Origin of the sequence: Actinophytocola xinjiangensis, from assembly GCF_001921215.1 — a bacterium.
Classification (GTDB): Bacteria; Actinomycetota; Actinomycetes; order Mycobacteriales; family Pseudonocardiaceae; genus Actinophytocola; species Actinophytocola xinjiangensis.
Map to the genome: position 1 here is coordinate 1102857 of NZ_MSIF01000001.1, position 15122 is coordinate 1117978.

The window sequence follows — 15122 nt, forward strand, 5'->3', positions numbered from 1 at the left end:
CCGGCCGGTGACCGAACGACTCGCGGAACGGGTCGCGGCCGACCCGGACGCGGTGGTCGTCGTCGACGGGACCCGGTCGCTGTCCTACGCCGAACTGGACGCCGAGGCCAACCGGCTGGCCAACTGGCTGATCGGCGAGGGCGTCGGGCCGGACGGCCTGGTCGGCCTGTGCCTGGACCGGACCGTCGACCACGTGGTCGCGGTCGTCGCGGTGCTGCGGACCGGCGCGGCCTACGTGCCGTTGGACCGGTCCTACCCGCCGGCCCGGCTGCGGCTCATGCTGGAGCACAGCGGGGTCGCCACCGTGCTCGTCGACGCGACCACCGCCGGGGTGCTGCCCGAGGTCCCCGGGGTGCGGCAGGTCGACCTCGGTGGGATCCCGCCGGGGTCCGACGCCGACTGCGGGCGGGTCGTGGACCTCGACGACCTCGCCTACCTGATGTTCACCTCCGGGTCCACCGGAACACCCAAGGGCGTCATGGTCACCCACCGGGTGGTCGGCAACCTCCTTGGCTGGCAGTGCACCGGGCAGCCGGGGCGCACCACGGCCCAGTACGCCCCGACCTCGTTCGACGTGTCGTTCCAGGAGATCTTCGCCACCCTGCTCACCGGCGGGCGACTGGTGGTGGTCCCCGAACCGGCGCGGCGGGACCTGGACGCACTGCTGGACCTCGTCGCGACGCACCGGGTCGAGCGCTGGTTCCTGCCGGCCGGCGTGCTCCACTGGGCGGTCGAGGCGTTGCGGGACAACGACGTCGCCGCCGGCTCGCTGCGGGAACTGGTGCTCGCCGGGGAACAGCTCACGGTCACCGGCACGATCCGGGAGTTGGCCGCCCGGCACGGCTGGGTGCTGCGCAACCAGTACGGGCCGACCGAGACCCATGTCGTCTCCGAGTTCGTCCTCGACGGCGACCCGGCGCGCTGGCCGGACCTGCCACCGATCGGCGCCGCCATCCCCGGTGTCGACCTGCGGGTGCTGGACCGGGACCTGGCGCCGTGCGACGAGGGTGAGCTGTTCGTCGGCGGGGTGGCGGTGGGTCGCGGGTACCGGGGTTGCGGTGGGGCGACGGGGGAGCGGTTCGTGCCGGACCCCTTCCGGCCGGGAGAGCGCCTGTACCGCACGGGGGATGTGGCGCGGCGCCGGGCGGACGGCGTGCTGGAGTTCGTCGGGCGGGTCGACGACCAGGTGAAGGTGCGGGGAGTCCGGGTCGAACCCGGTGAGGTGGCGGCGGTGCTCTCGGCCGAGCCGGGAGTACGGGAGGTCCGGGTGGTGGTCCGCGAGGACGTCCCCGGCACGCGACGGCTGGTGGCCTACGTGGTCGGTGCGGTGGACCGGGCCGAGCTCCGGTCCCGCGCGGCGCGGGTGCTGCCCGAGCACCTGGTGCCCGCCGCGTTCGTCGTGGTGGACGAGTTGCCGTTGACGGAGAACGGGAAGCTGGACCGGGCGGCGCTGCCCGCACCCGCGACCGGTGGGCGCTGGCCGGAGGACGAGGTCGAGCGGCTGATCGCCGGGGTGTGGGCCGAGGTGCTCGGGGTGGACCGGGTCGGGGCGTCGGACACCTTCCTCGAACTGGGCGGCCACTCCCTGAGCGCCTCCCGCGTGGTGGCCCGGCTGCGGGCGTCGTTCCCCGGCGTCACGCTGGCCGATCACCTGCGCCACCCGACGGTGGCCGGTCTCGCCGCGGCGCTGCGTCCCCGGTTCCGCGTGCCGACGGAGGAACCGGTGCCCCACCGCGAGACGCGGGCGCTGTCGGCCGGGCAGCGCGGACTGTGGCTGTCCGAACGGACGCACCCGGGCACCGCCGCCTACCACGTCCCGATCGCCGTCGACCTTCGCGGCCCGCTCGACCAGGCGGCGCTGCACGCCGGGCTGAACGCTCTGACCGAGCGGCACAGCGAGCTGCGGGCGTGTTTCCCGTTGGTGGACGGCCGGCCGGTTCGCCGGATCTCGCCCGCCGGCGACTGTCCGCTGACCCTGCTCCACGCCGAGTCGGTCGACGCCGCCCACGACCAGGTGGTGCGGGCGGCGCGCCAGCCGTTCGACCTCGAGTCCGGCCCGCTGACCAGGGCCGTGCTCGTGCGGGTGACGCCGGAGCACCACCTGCTGCTGTGGACCGCGCACCACCTGGTCCTCGACGGCGTCTCCGTCGACGTGCTGGTGACCGAACTGGCGCTGGCCCACCGGGCCGCCGGCCTGCCGCGGCCCCCGGGCGCCTACGACCGGTACGTGCTCCACCAGTCCACGCTGGCGGGGGAGGTCCGGTACGCGGAGAGCCTGGCGTACTGGCGGGAGCGGCTCGTGTCGGTGCCGCCGGTGGACCTGCCGGCGGTCCGCCCCCGCCCACCGGTGCGGACCCTCGCCGGGGCGGCCACCTCGGTCCGGCTCGGCGAGGACCTCACCCGCCGGCTCCGGGAGTACGCGCGACACTCGGCGACCTCGCTGTTCACCGTCCTGCTGACCGGGTACGCGATCATGGTGCGCCGCCACAGCGGGCAGCACGACCTCGCCATCGGCACGTTCCTCACCGACCGCCCACTTCCGGAACTCGACCGCACGGTCGGCTTCTGCGTGAACACCGTGGTGCTGCGGGCAACCCTGACCGGCGGTCGCACGTTCACCGAGACGCACCGGCTGTGGGACGACACCCTGGTCGAGGCCGTGGAGCACGGCCACGTGCCGTTCGACGACCTCGTGGCGGAGCTGGCGGTCCGGGACCCGGCGCGCCACCCGGTGTTCCAGGTGGCGTTCGGCTTCGAGGAGCGTCCGTGGGCGCGTGGCTGGTCCCTTCCCGGGCTGTCGGCCAGCCCTTTCCCGGTCGACCTCGGGGCCGCCAAGTACGACCTGGAGACCGTGGCCGTCGACCACGGCGACTCGGTGGAGCTGCGTGCCGAGTACACCACCGACCTGTTCGACGAGGCGACGGTCCGGCGCATGCTCACCGACGTCGGGACCGTCCTGGACGCCGCCCTTGCCGCACCGGACCGCCCCCTGTACACCCTGCCGGTCGACGGCCCGCCGGAACCGGTCGCCGAGCGGACCCTCGTCGTCGAGGACGACCGCGTCCACCGCGTGTTCGAGCGCCGGGTCCGGGAGGCCCCCGACCGGGTCGCCGTGACCGACACCGACCGGACCATGACCTACGCCGAGCTCAACGCGGCCGCCAACCGGCTCGCCAGGGTCCTGCGCGGCCACGGGGTCGGACCGGAGCATCCGGTCGTCGTCCACCTGGGACGAACCGTCGACGCCGTGGTGGCCGTCCTGGCGGTGCTCAAGGCCGGTGGGCTCTACGTTCCGCTCGACACCACCCACCCGCCGCGGCGACTCGGCCGCACGGTGGCGCTGTCCGGCGCGCGGATCGTGGTCAGTGACCGGCCGGACGTCCCGGGCGCGGACGCGTTGACCGTGGTGCACCCGACCGCCGGCGCGGCCGGATCCCCGGCCGACCTGGACGTCCCCGTCGACGGCGGGAACCTCGCCTACCTGGTCTTCACCTCCGGATCGACCGGTGAGCCGAAAGGGGTGGCGGTCGAGCACCGCAACCTCGTGCGCCTGTTCCCGGCCTGCGCGCCGTGGCTGGCCGCCGGGCCGGACGACGTGTGGTCACTGTGCCACTCACTGGCCTTCGACGTCTCGGTGTGGGAGATGTGGGGCGCGCTGCTGCACGGCGGCCGGCTGGTCGTCGTGCCCGACGAGGTCCGCCGCGAGCCGGGGGCACTGCTCGACCTGCTCGACCGGCACGGCGTGACCGTGCTCAGCCAGACCCCGTCGGCGTTCACGAACCTGCTCACCGAGGACGGCGCGGCGCTGGACCGGGCGGCCCGATCGCTGCGGGCCGTCGTGTTCGGCGGTGAGGCCCTGGACTTCCGGTCGCTCGCGCGGTGGACCGACCGGTTCGGGGTCGACCGGCCGTGCCTGGTCAACATGTACGGGATCACCGAGATCACCGTGCACGGCACCGGGCACCGGATCACCGCCGCCGACCTGACCAGCGACCGGAGCGTCATCGGCCGGCCACAGCCCGACCTGAGGATGGACGTGGTGGACGCGGACCTCGCACCGTGCGGCGTGGGGGTCGTCGGCGAACTGCTCGTCGGCGGGGCGGGGGTCGCGCGCGGCTACTGGGGCCGTGGCGGGCTGACCGGGGAGCGTTTCCTGCCCGATCCCTTTCGTCCGGGGCAACGGGTGTACCGCACGGGTGACCTGGTGCGACGTCGTGCGGACGGGGTGCTGGAGTACGTCGGCCGCGTCGACAGCCAGGTGAAGGTTCGGGGGTTCCGGGTCGAACCAGGTGAGGTCGAGTCGGTGCTGCTGCGGGCGCCCGGGGTGACCGGTGCGGTGGTGGTGGGTGACGGGGACCGGCTGGTGGGTCATGTGCTGGGAGACGTGGACGTGGGCGCCGTGCGGGGTTTCGTCGCCGACGTGCTGCCGGAGTACATGGTGCCCTCGCTGGTTCGGGCAACGACGTTTCCGTTGACGGCCAACGGAAAGGTGGATCGCGACGCGCTGTCCTCGCGGACCGTGCGGCCGGCCGTGGCCGCCGGGTTCGTGGCGGCCAGGGACCGTGTCGAGCGGGTGATCGCCGGGGTGTGGGGCGAGGTGCTCGGCGTGGATCGGGTCGGGGTGTTCGACAACTTCTTCGAACTGGGCGGGCACTCCCTGGCGGCGGTCCTGGTCCAGTCCCACCTGGACGGTCGCCTGCCGCGCCCGGTCAGCGTGCTCGACCTGTTCCGGTACCCGACGGTCGCCGCGCTGGCCGGGTCGGTGACCGGTGCGACGACCACCGAACCCGCCAGCCGGGACCGGGGCAGCTCCCGGCGCGACGCGCTCGCCAGGTTCGCCAACAATCCGAGGAACCCACGATGAACGACAACCCGCTGGCCGGTCCCGCGTCCTACGCACAGGCGCACCGCCACGCCATGGAAGCGGCCCAACCCGACCATCCACAACGGACGATGCGGACCGCATACCGCCTTCGCGGCCCGCTGGACACCGGGCGGCTGGAACGCGCCTTCCACACCGTCCTCGCCCGGCACGACGCGCTGCGGATGGCGTTCACCGAACACCGGGGCGAGCTGCGCTACGAGGTCCACGACAGCGTGGACTGGCACCTGTCCCGGGAACCCGACGTTCCCGTCGACGGCGGACCGGTGCCGCCGGAACTGTTGGGGGAACTGGACGTCAGCGACCCCTTCGCGCGACACACACCGCCGCTGGTGCGGGCCAGGACCTGGCGACTGGGCACCGACGACTGGCTGCTCGCCCTCACCGTCGACCACATGATCGCCGACACGTCGGCGGTCGAGGTGCTCACCGACGAGGTCGGCCGCGCCTACCACGGCGAGCGGTTCGCCGACCCCGCCCCGAGTTTCGCGCACTGGATCGCCGACCAGGCCGACTACCTCGACGGCCAGGCCTGCGCCCCCGACCGGGACTACTGGGACCGCACCCTCGCCGGCAGGGCCGCCGGCTGGGACACCCCACTGCCCGACTTCGGGACCTCAGCGCAGGAGTCGGGCCACCGGACCAGGTCGCTGCCGCCCGCGGTCGCCGCGAACGTCTCGGCGTTCGCGAAGCGGCACCGACTGACCCCGTACATGGCCTACCTGTCGGCCGTGGTCCTCTGCCTGGCGCGGCGCACCGGCGACCCGGACGTGTGCGTGCTCGGAACCACGGTCAACCGCTCGCGGGCCACGCGCGGACTGGTCGGGTGGTGCGCCCACGGCCTGGCGTACCGGGTCGACGTGTCCCCGGCGAGGACCCCGGTCGACCTGGCCCTGCTGGTCCGGGCCGGTTGTCTCCAGGTGCTCCGGCACCAGCGGTACCCGCTGCTGCGCTGGCGGTTGGACAACCGGCCGGGCGAGCACGGGCAACGGCTTCGCCGGCCGTACGTGTTCCTGCACCCGATCACCGAGTACTTCACCCCGCCCCGGTTCGTCGGGCTCACCACCGAACTGGTCGAGGGCACCGCGGTCGAGGCCGATCCATGCCTCGGTTTCCTCGTGCGCGCCCTCCCCACCGGTGGGATGAGCCTCGGCCTGCACTACGGCGGCTTCGGCTACGACGACGACCGGGCCGACGCGCTGCTCGCCGACCTGGAGGAGTCGGTGCGGCTACTGGTCGACCAGCCGGACACCGACCTGACCCGCCTGCTCCCCGACTGGCCGGGCTAGCGGTCAGGTCAACCAGTCGCGCAGCGCGGCGGCGACCGCGTCCGGCGCGTGCTCGACCAGCCACCGCCCGGTCGCCGCGACGTCGTCGGTCTGTGCCGGCCGGGTGGTCTGGCGCCGCCACCCGAGCAGCTCACCGCGCCGCAGACCACGGTCCTCGGCGCCACGCAGGGCGACGACGGGAACGTCCAGCGGTGGCGCCGGCCGGTGGCGGTAGTCGGCGAACAGGGCGAAGTCGGCGCGGACGGCGCGTTCGGCCAGGCCGAGGAAGACCGGGTCGTCGGGCAGTTCGTCGGGGACGCCGTCACCGCCACGCAGGTACTCCCACAGCGTGGTCGCGGGGAGTTCCGCCACGCGGTGCGGGATCGGCGCGACGTCCGGCGCGGCCGCCGACAGCACCGCCAGGACCGCCGGCGGCCGGACGAGGTCGGCACGCAGCGCGCGGGCGATCTCCAGTGCCAGGTAGGCGCCGCCGCAGCTGCCGAGCAACGCGAAGGGCCGCGCCGGCGTGCGGGACACCTCGGCCGCGACCGCGTCCGCCAGGTCCCGCACCAGGGGGAGGAACTCGGTGCGGGCCGGCTCATGCGCCCGGGCCAGCCGACCCGGCAGGTCGACACAGCGCAGCGCGCAGCCGACCGGCAGGGCACGCGCGAGCGGCGCGAGACCGGTCAGGTTCCCGCCAGCGTGGGGGAAGGCGTAGACGACCGGGCCGGCGCCCGCGACGTCCTCCAGTACCGGTGTGAACATGGTTCAGTCCTCGGTCCTCTCGCGCAGCCGCTTGCCGAGCAGCGCCGGGGTCGGGGCAGCGAACAGCGTTTCGTGGTCGACCCGGTGGCCGAGCCGGTCGATCTCCCTGAGCAGTTCGGCGGCCCGCAGGGAGTGGCCGCCGTTGAGGAAGAAGTTGGCGTCGGCGCCGAGCCCCGGCAGCCCGAGCAGCCCGCGCCAGAGCTCGATGAGCTCGCGGACCAACGGATCCGCCGGCGGCGGCTCGGTGACCGGTGTGGTGGGCAGCAGCCCCGCGAGGCCGAGGTGGTCGACCTTTCCGTTGCGGGTGAGCGGGAAGTCCGCCACCGGCACGATCCGGTTCGGCACCTCGTGCGGTGGCAGCCGGTCGCGGGCGTGGCGCCACACCGCGTCCACCAGATCGCCGGGGTCGTCCTCCCGCGCGGGCCGGACGAACGCGGCCAGCAGGTCGTCGCCGTGCGGTCCCTCGGTGAGGCAGACCGCCGCCGCCGCGACACCGGCATGACGCTCGATCACGGCCTCCACACTGCCCAGCTCGATCCGATGGCCACGCAGCTTGACCTGCCGGTCGGCCCGACCGTGCAGGACAAGCGACCCGTCGGCGCGCCAGCGAGCCAGGTCACCGGTGCGGTAGCGGCGCGCGGTGCCCTCACCGACGAACCGCAGACCGGTCAGCTCCGGCTGGTCGAGGTAACCCTCGGCCAGTCCGGTACCGCCGATCCACAGCTCGCCGACGACACCGGGCGGGCACCGCCGGCCGGCCTCGTCCCGGATCTCGACGATGGTGTTGGCGATCGGCCGGCCGATGGTGACCGGTTCGGACACCGGCGCGGTGACGGTGGCGAGGGTGGACCAGATGGTGGCCTCGGTGGGTCCGTAGGCGTTGAACACGGCACACCCGGTGGCCAGGATCTGCTCGGCCAGCGCGGCCGTGAGCGGTTCGCCGCCGCTGATCGCCCGCACCCCGGTGAGCCGGCCGGCGGCGACCGGGGCCAGTTCGCGCCACAGCGTCGGGGTCGCCTGGACGACCCCCACCCGCCGCTGGGTGACCAGGTCCAGCAGGGCACTCGGGCGCCGCCGGACCTCGTCGTCGGCGACCACCACCGTCGCCCCGCTGACCAGCGGCATCAGCAGTTCGAGCGCTGACACGTCGAAGCCGAACGTCGTGGACCACAGCACCCGGTCCGACGGCCCGACCGCGAGCCTCGCGGCGAGGTCGCCGACCACGTTGACCATCGCGCGATGACCGACCACCACGCCCTTCGGTCGCCCCGTCGTGCCCGAGGTGTGGATGACCACCGCCGGCTCCTCCGCCCGCGCACCACGCGGACGGCCCGGTGCCGTGTCCGGCGGCCGCGCCAGCAACTCGGCGACGTCGACCACGACCGGCACCGCCACCTCGGGCGCCGCCCCCGCCGGCACGAGCAGGCCCGCCGCACCGTCGAGGTAGGCCTGAGCCAGCGCGGCCGGGAGCGTGGGATCGACCGGGACGTAGGCCGCGCCGACCGACCAGACGCCGAGCACGGCGGCGGCCAGCTCAGCGCCCCGGTGACCGACCACCCCGACCCGGCGGCCGGGGGTCACCCCGAGCCGCTCCAGCTGTCGGGCGACCCGCTCCGCGCCGGCCAGCAGGTGCCGGTAGGACCACGTCGTGGTGCCGTGGACGATGGCGGTGTGGTCGGGCCAGGTCCGTGCCGCCGCGTGGATCCGGTCGAGCAGGGTGGCTTCGTCCACGGCGGTGGCCGTGGCGTTGACGTCGTCGAGCAGCCGGCGGTCCTCGGGGCTGGTGATGTCCAGGTCGGCCACCGGACGGTCCGGCGTGGCGTGCGCGGCGGCCACCAGCGGGGCGAACCTGCGCAGCATCGCCTGGATCTCGTCGTGGTCGTGGATCTCGCTGCCGAACCAGCCCCGCAGGGTCACCTCGGTCGTGCCGAGTTCCGCGGTCAGCTCCAGGTCGGTGCGGCACCCGATCCGGTGTACCCGGACGCCGCCACCGTCCGACGGTGTTCCCCGGGCGACCGGCAGGAGGTTGACCACGTGCCGGAACAGCGGTGCGCGCCAGTCGGCGCTGCGGTGCCCGGCGTGTTCCAGGACGTCCTCGAAGGACACGACCCGGCCGGCGAGGATGTCGCGCATCGCGGCGCGCGCCTGGGCGACGAGGTCGCGGAAGGTCGTGCCGGGTCCGAACCGGACGCGGACCGGGACGGTGCTGACGTGGAACCCGACCGCCCTGACGGCCGTCGCCGGCCGGACGTTGACCGGGACACCGAGCACCAGGTCGGCACCGGCGCCGTGCCGGTGCAGCAACGCCGCGCTGGCCGCGAGCATGACGACGCTGTCGCTGACCCTCATCTCGCCACGCAGCCCCGCCAGAGGCCCGCGATCGGTGAGCCGGACGGCCGCCATCCCGCAGCTGAAGCGCGGCGAGCCGCTGACCGGCCGGGCGCCGTCGAGGCTCATCCCGGCGGAGTCGGCGCCCGCCAGGTTCTCCACGCAGTCGCGCACCGAGGCGGCGTCGGGTCGCGGCTCGTGGAAGCTCGGCACCACGGCCGGCAGTTCCGCGCCGTCACCGCCGGCCAGCCGGGTGTAGTCGCGGGTGAAGTCCTCCGCGAGGATGCCCAGCGACAGCCAGTCGACGACGATGTGGTGCGCGACGACGACCAGCGCGCTGCCGCCCGGCAGCCGGACGTGGGTGGCACGGACCAGCGGACCGGCCGCGAGGTCGAACGGCCGCTCGGTCAGCCCGGCGACGAGCTCGTCGAACGCCGGTACCGAGTCCGTGCCGGCGCCGACGATGTCCAGGGGGATCTCGAAGGCGTCCGGTGCGGCGACCCGTCGGGTCGGTGTCCCACCGACGCTCACGAACGTCTGGCGCAGCGCGGCGTGCCGGGCCCCGAGCAGCCGCAGCGCCTCCTGGGCCGGCCACCAGCGCAGACGGTCGGGGAACCGGTAGGACACCGCGAGGTTGCCGATCCCGGTCCGCCCGGCGACCTGGTGCAGGAACCACTGGCCGCGTTCCTTGCTGGTGAGCGGACCGGCGGTCATCGTCCGCGTTCCCGGTCGAGTGCCGACGCGAAGTCCCGCACCGTCGGGGCGTCGAAGATCACCGAGGGATCGAGGTCGACGCCGAACTGATCCTGGACGATCGCGAGCACCTCGACGGCGCTGAGCGAGTCCCCGCCCAGGTCGAAGAAGTCGGTGTCGTCGGCCACCTCGGCCACGCTGAAGACGTCGGACCAGATCCCGCGCACCGCCGCCAGGGTGTCGCCCGGCGCGGGGCGTCCGTTGCCGGTCGTCGCCGGCGGCGCGGCGGCGACCTCCGCCCCGGTGCCGTCGGTGTGGCGCGGTTCGCCGACGAGCACCTGGGCCGGTGTCCGGCCCTCCAGCAACGCGAGTGCGGTCCGTACGCCGAGCCGGGGGTCCAAACCGGACGCCTCGCCGGCGCCCGGTCGCGCGGGTGCCTCGCCGGTGGCCGGCTCCGCCCCGCCGGCCACCAGCATGGTGAAGCCCCGGATCTCCATCAGCGGTCGCCCGTCGGCCGTGCACAGGTCGATGTCGGCGGTCAGCGACCGGGCGCCGTCCTGACGGATCCTGATGTGGCTGAAGAACTCCGCCGGCAGGTCGTCGTGCACCACGACCTGGCGGTAGGTGAACGGCAGGAACAGCTCGGGCCGTCCGTAGCAGAGCATCCCGGTCGCCATGTCCAGCAGTGCCGCGTGGGTCGGGTGCTCGTCGAGGTCGTCGGCGAACACGTCCGGCAGACGCAGGTGGACGTAGCGCTCGTGCTCGGCGGGCGACCACATCGCCTCGACGACCTCCCAGCGCGGGCCGAAACTCAGCCGCGCCGCCCGCGAGCGCACGGGCGGCCGGCGGACCAGCGGTTCGGTCCCGGCCAGCCCCGCGACGTCGACCGTGCGCCCTGGCTCGTCGCCGGCCGGCGCGACGCGTGCCGTCGTGCTGAGTGTCCAGTCCTCGTCGGACCGGAACCACAGTTCCGCCGTCCAGCCCTCGCCCGCCGGCCGGAGATCGACGCGGACCTCGCACGCCGCCGGTGCGATCAGCGAGGCGCGGAACGTCAGGTCGGTCACCACGACCGGTCCGGTGACCACGCCGCATTCCCGGGTGGCCCGCAGGACCAGGGCAAGCAACCCGGTTCCGGGCGCGATCGGCACGCCGTCGAGGCGGTGCTCGTCGAGGAACCAGTCGTCCTCGGCGCAGCAGCGGCGGGACCAGGTCAGTGGTTCGGCCGGGGTGGGGGTGCGGGAGACGCGACCGGTGGCCAGCGCTCGCAGGTCGACCGAGGCCCTGGCGGCCATGCCGACCTCGGTCCAGGCCGGCCAGTCGACCGAGAGCACCCGGCGGGCGGGGAAGTCACCGCGCAGCGCGACGGCGTCCTGGAAGGCGCAGGCCGCGGCGTAGTCGCCGCTGCCCATCACACCGCGCACGCCCGACTGGCTGCTGAACAGCATGGCGAAGTCCAGTTCCGGCTGCTGGCCGAACGCCTCCGCCAGCGCCAGCGTGCCGTGCACCTTGGGGCGCAACACGGTCATGGCCTCAGCGGGGGTGCGGAACCGCACCAGCCCACCGCCGGCCAGACCGGCGAGGTGGAACACCCCGTGGAACTCGCCGTCGCCGATCGTCGCCCGCAGCCGGTCGGTGTCGGCGACGTCGCAGGCCACCACGTCGACCGTGGCGCCGAGTTCGGTGATCTCCCGCAGCCGGGCGGAGGTGTCGGCGTCGAGCGCGGTGCCCGCCCGCCGCTGCAGCAGGACGAGCCGGGGCCGAAGGCCGGTCTCCGTGAGCCCCCTGGCCAGCGCGAGTCCGAGTCCGCCGAGGCCACCGGTGATGAGGTACCGGCCCCGCTCGCGCAGCGGGGTGCCGGCCGGGTCGGCGCCGACGGTCAGCGGCGACTCCTGGCGGATCCACCGCCGGCGGCCACGGAGCGCGACGATGTCCTGGTCATCGGTCGCGGTCAGCTCGGCGGCCAGTTCGGCGACCGGTGTCCGGGGGCCGACGTCGACCAGCCGGGCGCGCTGTCCGGGTTCCCGCCGCAGGGTCAGGGCCAGGCCGTGCAGGGTCGCCTTGGCCGGGTCGATCCGCTCGCAGCCCGACACGTCCGACGATCCGGTCGTGACGACGACGATCTCCGGTGAGCGGCCCAGCACCTGCGGGGCGCGCTGGGCGAGGAGGAAGAGGCTGAGGAACGTCCGTGACAGGTGGTCCTCGACGGTGCCGGTGGTCGTCTCGCCGAACTCGTCCAGGGAGACGGCGTGGACCAGCAGGGAGACCTCCCGGTCGCCCAGGTCGCGCAGGGCCGCGTCGAGCGCCTCGGTGGGGTCGCGCCGGTCCTGGTGCGGCCAGGGCACCGGTACCGGGACGTGCCCGGCGGCCCGCACGGCATCGAGAACGAGGTCGTCGCGGGAGTCCGTGGGCAGCAGTACCACCGCGGTGCCGGTCGCCGGGCCAGGAGCCGCGGCCGGCCTCGGCCGTTCGGCCCAGCCGGTCCGGTACAGCGGAACCGTCGGCTCTCCGCGTGGGGTGTCGGCGACGGCCGGCGACTCCGACGGGAGATCGATCCACGCCCGTTGTCGCTGGTAGGGATAGCCGGGCAGGGCTGCCCGGTGAACCGGGTACCCGGGATCCAGCGCCGGCCAGCTGACCTGGTGGCCGTGTGTCCAGAGCCGCCCGACCGCCGTGAGCAGCCAGCGGTGGGCGTCGTCGGTGGCCTCCAGCGGCAGCGCGCACACCGGTGTGGTGGCGGCGAGTCGCTGGCTCGTCGGGCAGTGGGGGGCCAGCAGGACCACCGAGGCGCCGTCGGCGACGTCCTCGGTGGGGCCGTCCGGGACCGGGGCGCCCATGGTGATCGCGGTGACGGCGTCGGCGACCGCCAGCGCGCCGGTGAGCGTGGCGGCGGCGAACCGCCCGGTTCCGGTGCCCACGGTCGACACCGGGTCGAGACCCCACCCCCGCAGGGTGCGGGCGAGCGCGACCTGGACCAGGTACGTCGCGGCGGCGTCGCCGCCGCCCAGGCCGCCCAGCCACCGGTCGAGCACGGGCGCCTCCGCCCGCTCGAACAGTTCGGCGAGCTCGTCGACCTCCACCGTGAACGGCCCCACGGTGCCGTACAGCGCCCTGGCGACCCCCGCGTCCCACTCGTCGGCCCCGGGGAAGGCGAACACCAGCGCCCGGTCGGTGGCGTGGCCGACGACGAGGGTGTCGGCGCCGGAGGTCAGTGCCCGCGCCACCTCCGCCGGGTCGGCGCAGGTGACCGAGGCCCGCACGGGGTGGGCCGTGCGGCCCTGCTGCAGGGTGGCGACCGCGTCGGCGAAGGAGTCGTCCGCCACGCCGGTGAACGCCCGGCCGAGCCGGGCACGCTGGTCCAGTTCGGCGGTCTCGCTCCTGGCCGACCAGACCACCAGCCGAGGACGGCCGTCCGGTCGGGTCGGCGGTCGTCGCGGCGCCTCCTCGACCACGAGGTGGGCGTTGGTGCCGCCGATGCCGAAGGAGGACACCCCGGCGCGTCGTGGCCGGCCGGCGACGCGGGGCCACGGGCGTGCCCGGTCGTCGATCCGGAACGGGGTGTCGGCGATGCGCAGCTTCGGGTTGGGCTCGGTCACGTTGATCGACGGCGGCAGCGTGTCGTGGCGCAGCGAGAGGACGACCTTGATGAGGCTCACCAGCCCGGCGGCCGCCACCATGTGGCCGATGTTGGACTTGACCGAGCCGACGGCGCACGACGCCGGTTCGAGTTCGGTCTCGGTGAGGAGACGGTAGGCGTTGGTCAGCGACGCCATCTCGATCGGATCGCCGAGAAGCGTGCCGGTGGCGTGCATCTCCACGTAGGACATGTCCGCCGGGGTGAACCCGGCCAGGGACATGGCTTCCATGACCACCGCCGCCTGGCCGGTGACCGAGGGCGCGCTGAAGCTCGACTTCTGCCCGCCGTCGTTGTTGATCGCGATCGCGGGGACCAGGGCCAGGATGTTGTCGCCGGCCGTCTGGGCGTCGGTGAGCCGTTTGACCGCGATGGCCGCGCCCCCGTTGCCGAAGATGGTGCCGCTGGCGTTCGCGTCCAGCGCCCGGCAGTGGCCGTCGCGGCTCCACACGCTGCCGGGTGTCCACCGGTAGCCGTGGCGGAAGGGGAACAGGACCGAGGCCGCGCCGACGACGGCCATGTCGCACTCGCCGGAACGCAGGGACTGGCCGGCGAGGTGCAGGGCGACGAGCGAGCTGGAACAGGCGGACAGCACGGTGAAGCTGGGGCCGGTCAGGTCCAGCTTGTAGGAGGTGAGGGTGGTGAGGTAGTCGAGGTTGTTCGACGTCATCACGGTGAGCCCGGCGGCCTCGGTGACCAGGTCGGGCCGTTTGTACAGGTGGTGGTGCAGGTAGTCGTTCGGTCCGGTCGCGCCGAAGACCCCGACCGCTCCGTCGACGTGGAACGGGTCGTGCCCGGCGTTCTCGATGGCGGCGTGCGAGAGTTCGAGGAACAGGCGGATCTGCGGGTCACACAGCTCCATCTCGCGTCGGCTCATGCCGAACAGGTCACCGTCGAAGTGCTCCAGCTCGTCGATGGTGGGTATCGCGCGCACGTACTGCGGGTCGCTGAGCACCCCCGGGCGGACACCGGCGGCGAGCAGTTCCTCCTCGGTGGGAAAGGAAATGCTTTCCCGGCCGTCGGACAGATTCGCCCAGAATTCGCCCGGGGTGGCGGCGCCGGGAACTCGCGCGCTCATTCCGATGATGGCGAGCGGTTCTGTTTCACTGCTCAACGAATTTTCCCCACTGCCGCACGAATCTGATTCCTCAGGTTCTTTCGTTCTGCGGCCGAGCCGGCCCGACGGTCGCTGACCGGTGCGGTGTTCCCCTGCCGTGCCGGGGGAGCGCTCAGCGTCGCGTGCACGAAGTCGGCCACGCTGGCCACGGTGCCCCGGCCGAAGTACACCTCCACCGGGATGTCCACGTTCCAGCGGGCCGCCGCCCCCGCCGTGAGCGCGGCGAGGTTCGCCGAGGTGAGCCCGCTGGCCAGCAGCCCGGTGTCCCGGTCGATCCGAATTCCGGCCACGTCGTCGACGAGTTGAATGAGATACTCGGTGATCTCCGATGCGGATGGCGGTTGTGCCGCATGGTGATCACGACGAGCCAGCATGGTCGGTATTCTGTCGAATGATCGGCGTCGTCGACTGTCCCATAAATGGGTTACACGCGAAGTG

The 15122-nt window shown here is 73.9% G+C and carries 6 protein-coding genes; 2 read left to right on the forward strand and 4 right to left on the reverse strand.

What is annotated here, in order from left to right:
• The first annotated feature begins 7 nt into the window (after window positions 1–7).
• A complete protein-coding gene (locus tag BLA60_RS04770; RefSeq protein ID WP_162292899.1) occupies window positions 8–4864 on the forward strand; it encodes a non-ribosomal peptide synthetase in 4857 nt (1618 codons plus the stop codon).
• Window positions 4861–6171, forward strand: coding sequence for a condensation domain-containing protein (locus BLA60_RS04775; protein WP_075131383.1), 1311 nt, complete (start codon window positions 4861–4863; stop codon window positions 6169–6171). Before BLA60_RS04770 ends, BLA60_RS04775 begins: the two co-directional genes overlap by 4 nt.
• 3 nt (window positions 6172–6174) lie before the next feature.
• Here BLA60_RS04775 and BLA60_RS04780 read toward each other — a convergent pair whose 3' ends face one another.
• The 4 genes from BLA60_RS04780 to BLA60_RS04795 are packed head-to-tail and all read right to left on the reverse strand — an operon-like array spanning window position 6175 to window position 15058.
• On the reverse strand, window positions 6175–6915 hold the full coding sequence (locus BLA60_RS04780; RefSeq protein WP_075131384.1) for a thioesterase II family protein: 741 nt from the start codon (window positions 6913–6915) through the stop codon (window positions 6175–6177).
• A 3-nt stretch (window positions 6916–6918) separates the two neighbouring features.
• Window positions 6919–9957 carry a non-ribosomal peptide synthetase gene (locus BLA60_RS04785; protein ID WP_075131385.1) on the reverse strand — a complete coding sequence of 1013 codons (3039 nt, stop codon included), beginning with the start codon at window positions 9955–9957 and terminating at the stop codon, window positions 6919–6921.
• Entirely contained in the window at window positions 9954–14681 is a 4728-nt protein-coding gene (locus tag BLA60_RS04790; protein ID WP_281257410.1) for a type I polyketide synthase, read from the reverse strand. The genes BLA60_RS04785 and BLA60_RS04790 overlap by 4 nt, the downstream gene beginning before the upstream one ends.
• On the reverse strand, window positions 14678–15058 hold the full coding sequence (locus BLA60_RS04795; RefSeq protein ID WP_075131387.1) for a phosphopantetheine-binding protein: 381 nt from the start codon (window positions 15056–15058) through the stop codon (window positions 14678–14680). The genes BLA60_RS04790 and BLA60_RS04795 overlap by 4 nt, the downstream gene beginning before the upstream one ends.
• Window positions 15059–15122: the final 64 nt, after the last annotated feature.

Coding starts and splice junctions, on each gene's coding strand:
- BLA60_RS04785 (WP_075131385.1), bottom strand. CDS start 9,957: ATGACCGCCGGTCCGCTCACCAGCAAGGAACGCGGCCAGTGGTTCCTG.
- BLA60_RS04795 (WP_075131387.1), bottom strand. CDS start 15,058: ATGCTGGCTCGTCGTGATCACCATGCGGCACAACCGCCATCCGCATCG.
- BLA60_RS04775 (WP_075131383.1), top strand. CDS start 4,861: ATGAACGACAACCCGCTGGCCGGTCCCGCGTCCTACGCACAGGCGCAC.
- BLA60_RS04780 (WP_075131384.1), bottom strand. CDS start 6,915: ATGTTCACACCGGTACTGGAGGACGTCGCGGGCGCCGGCCCGGTCGTC.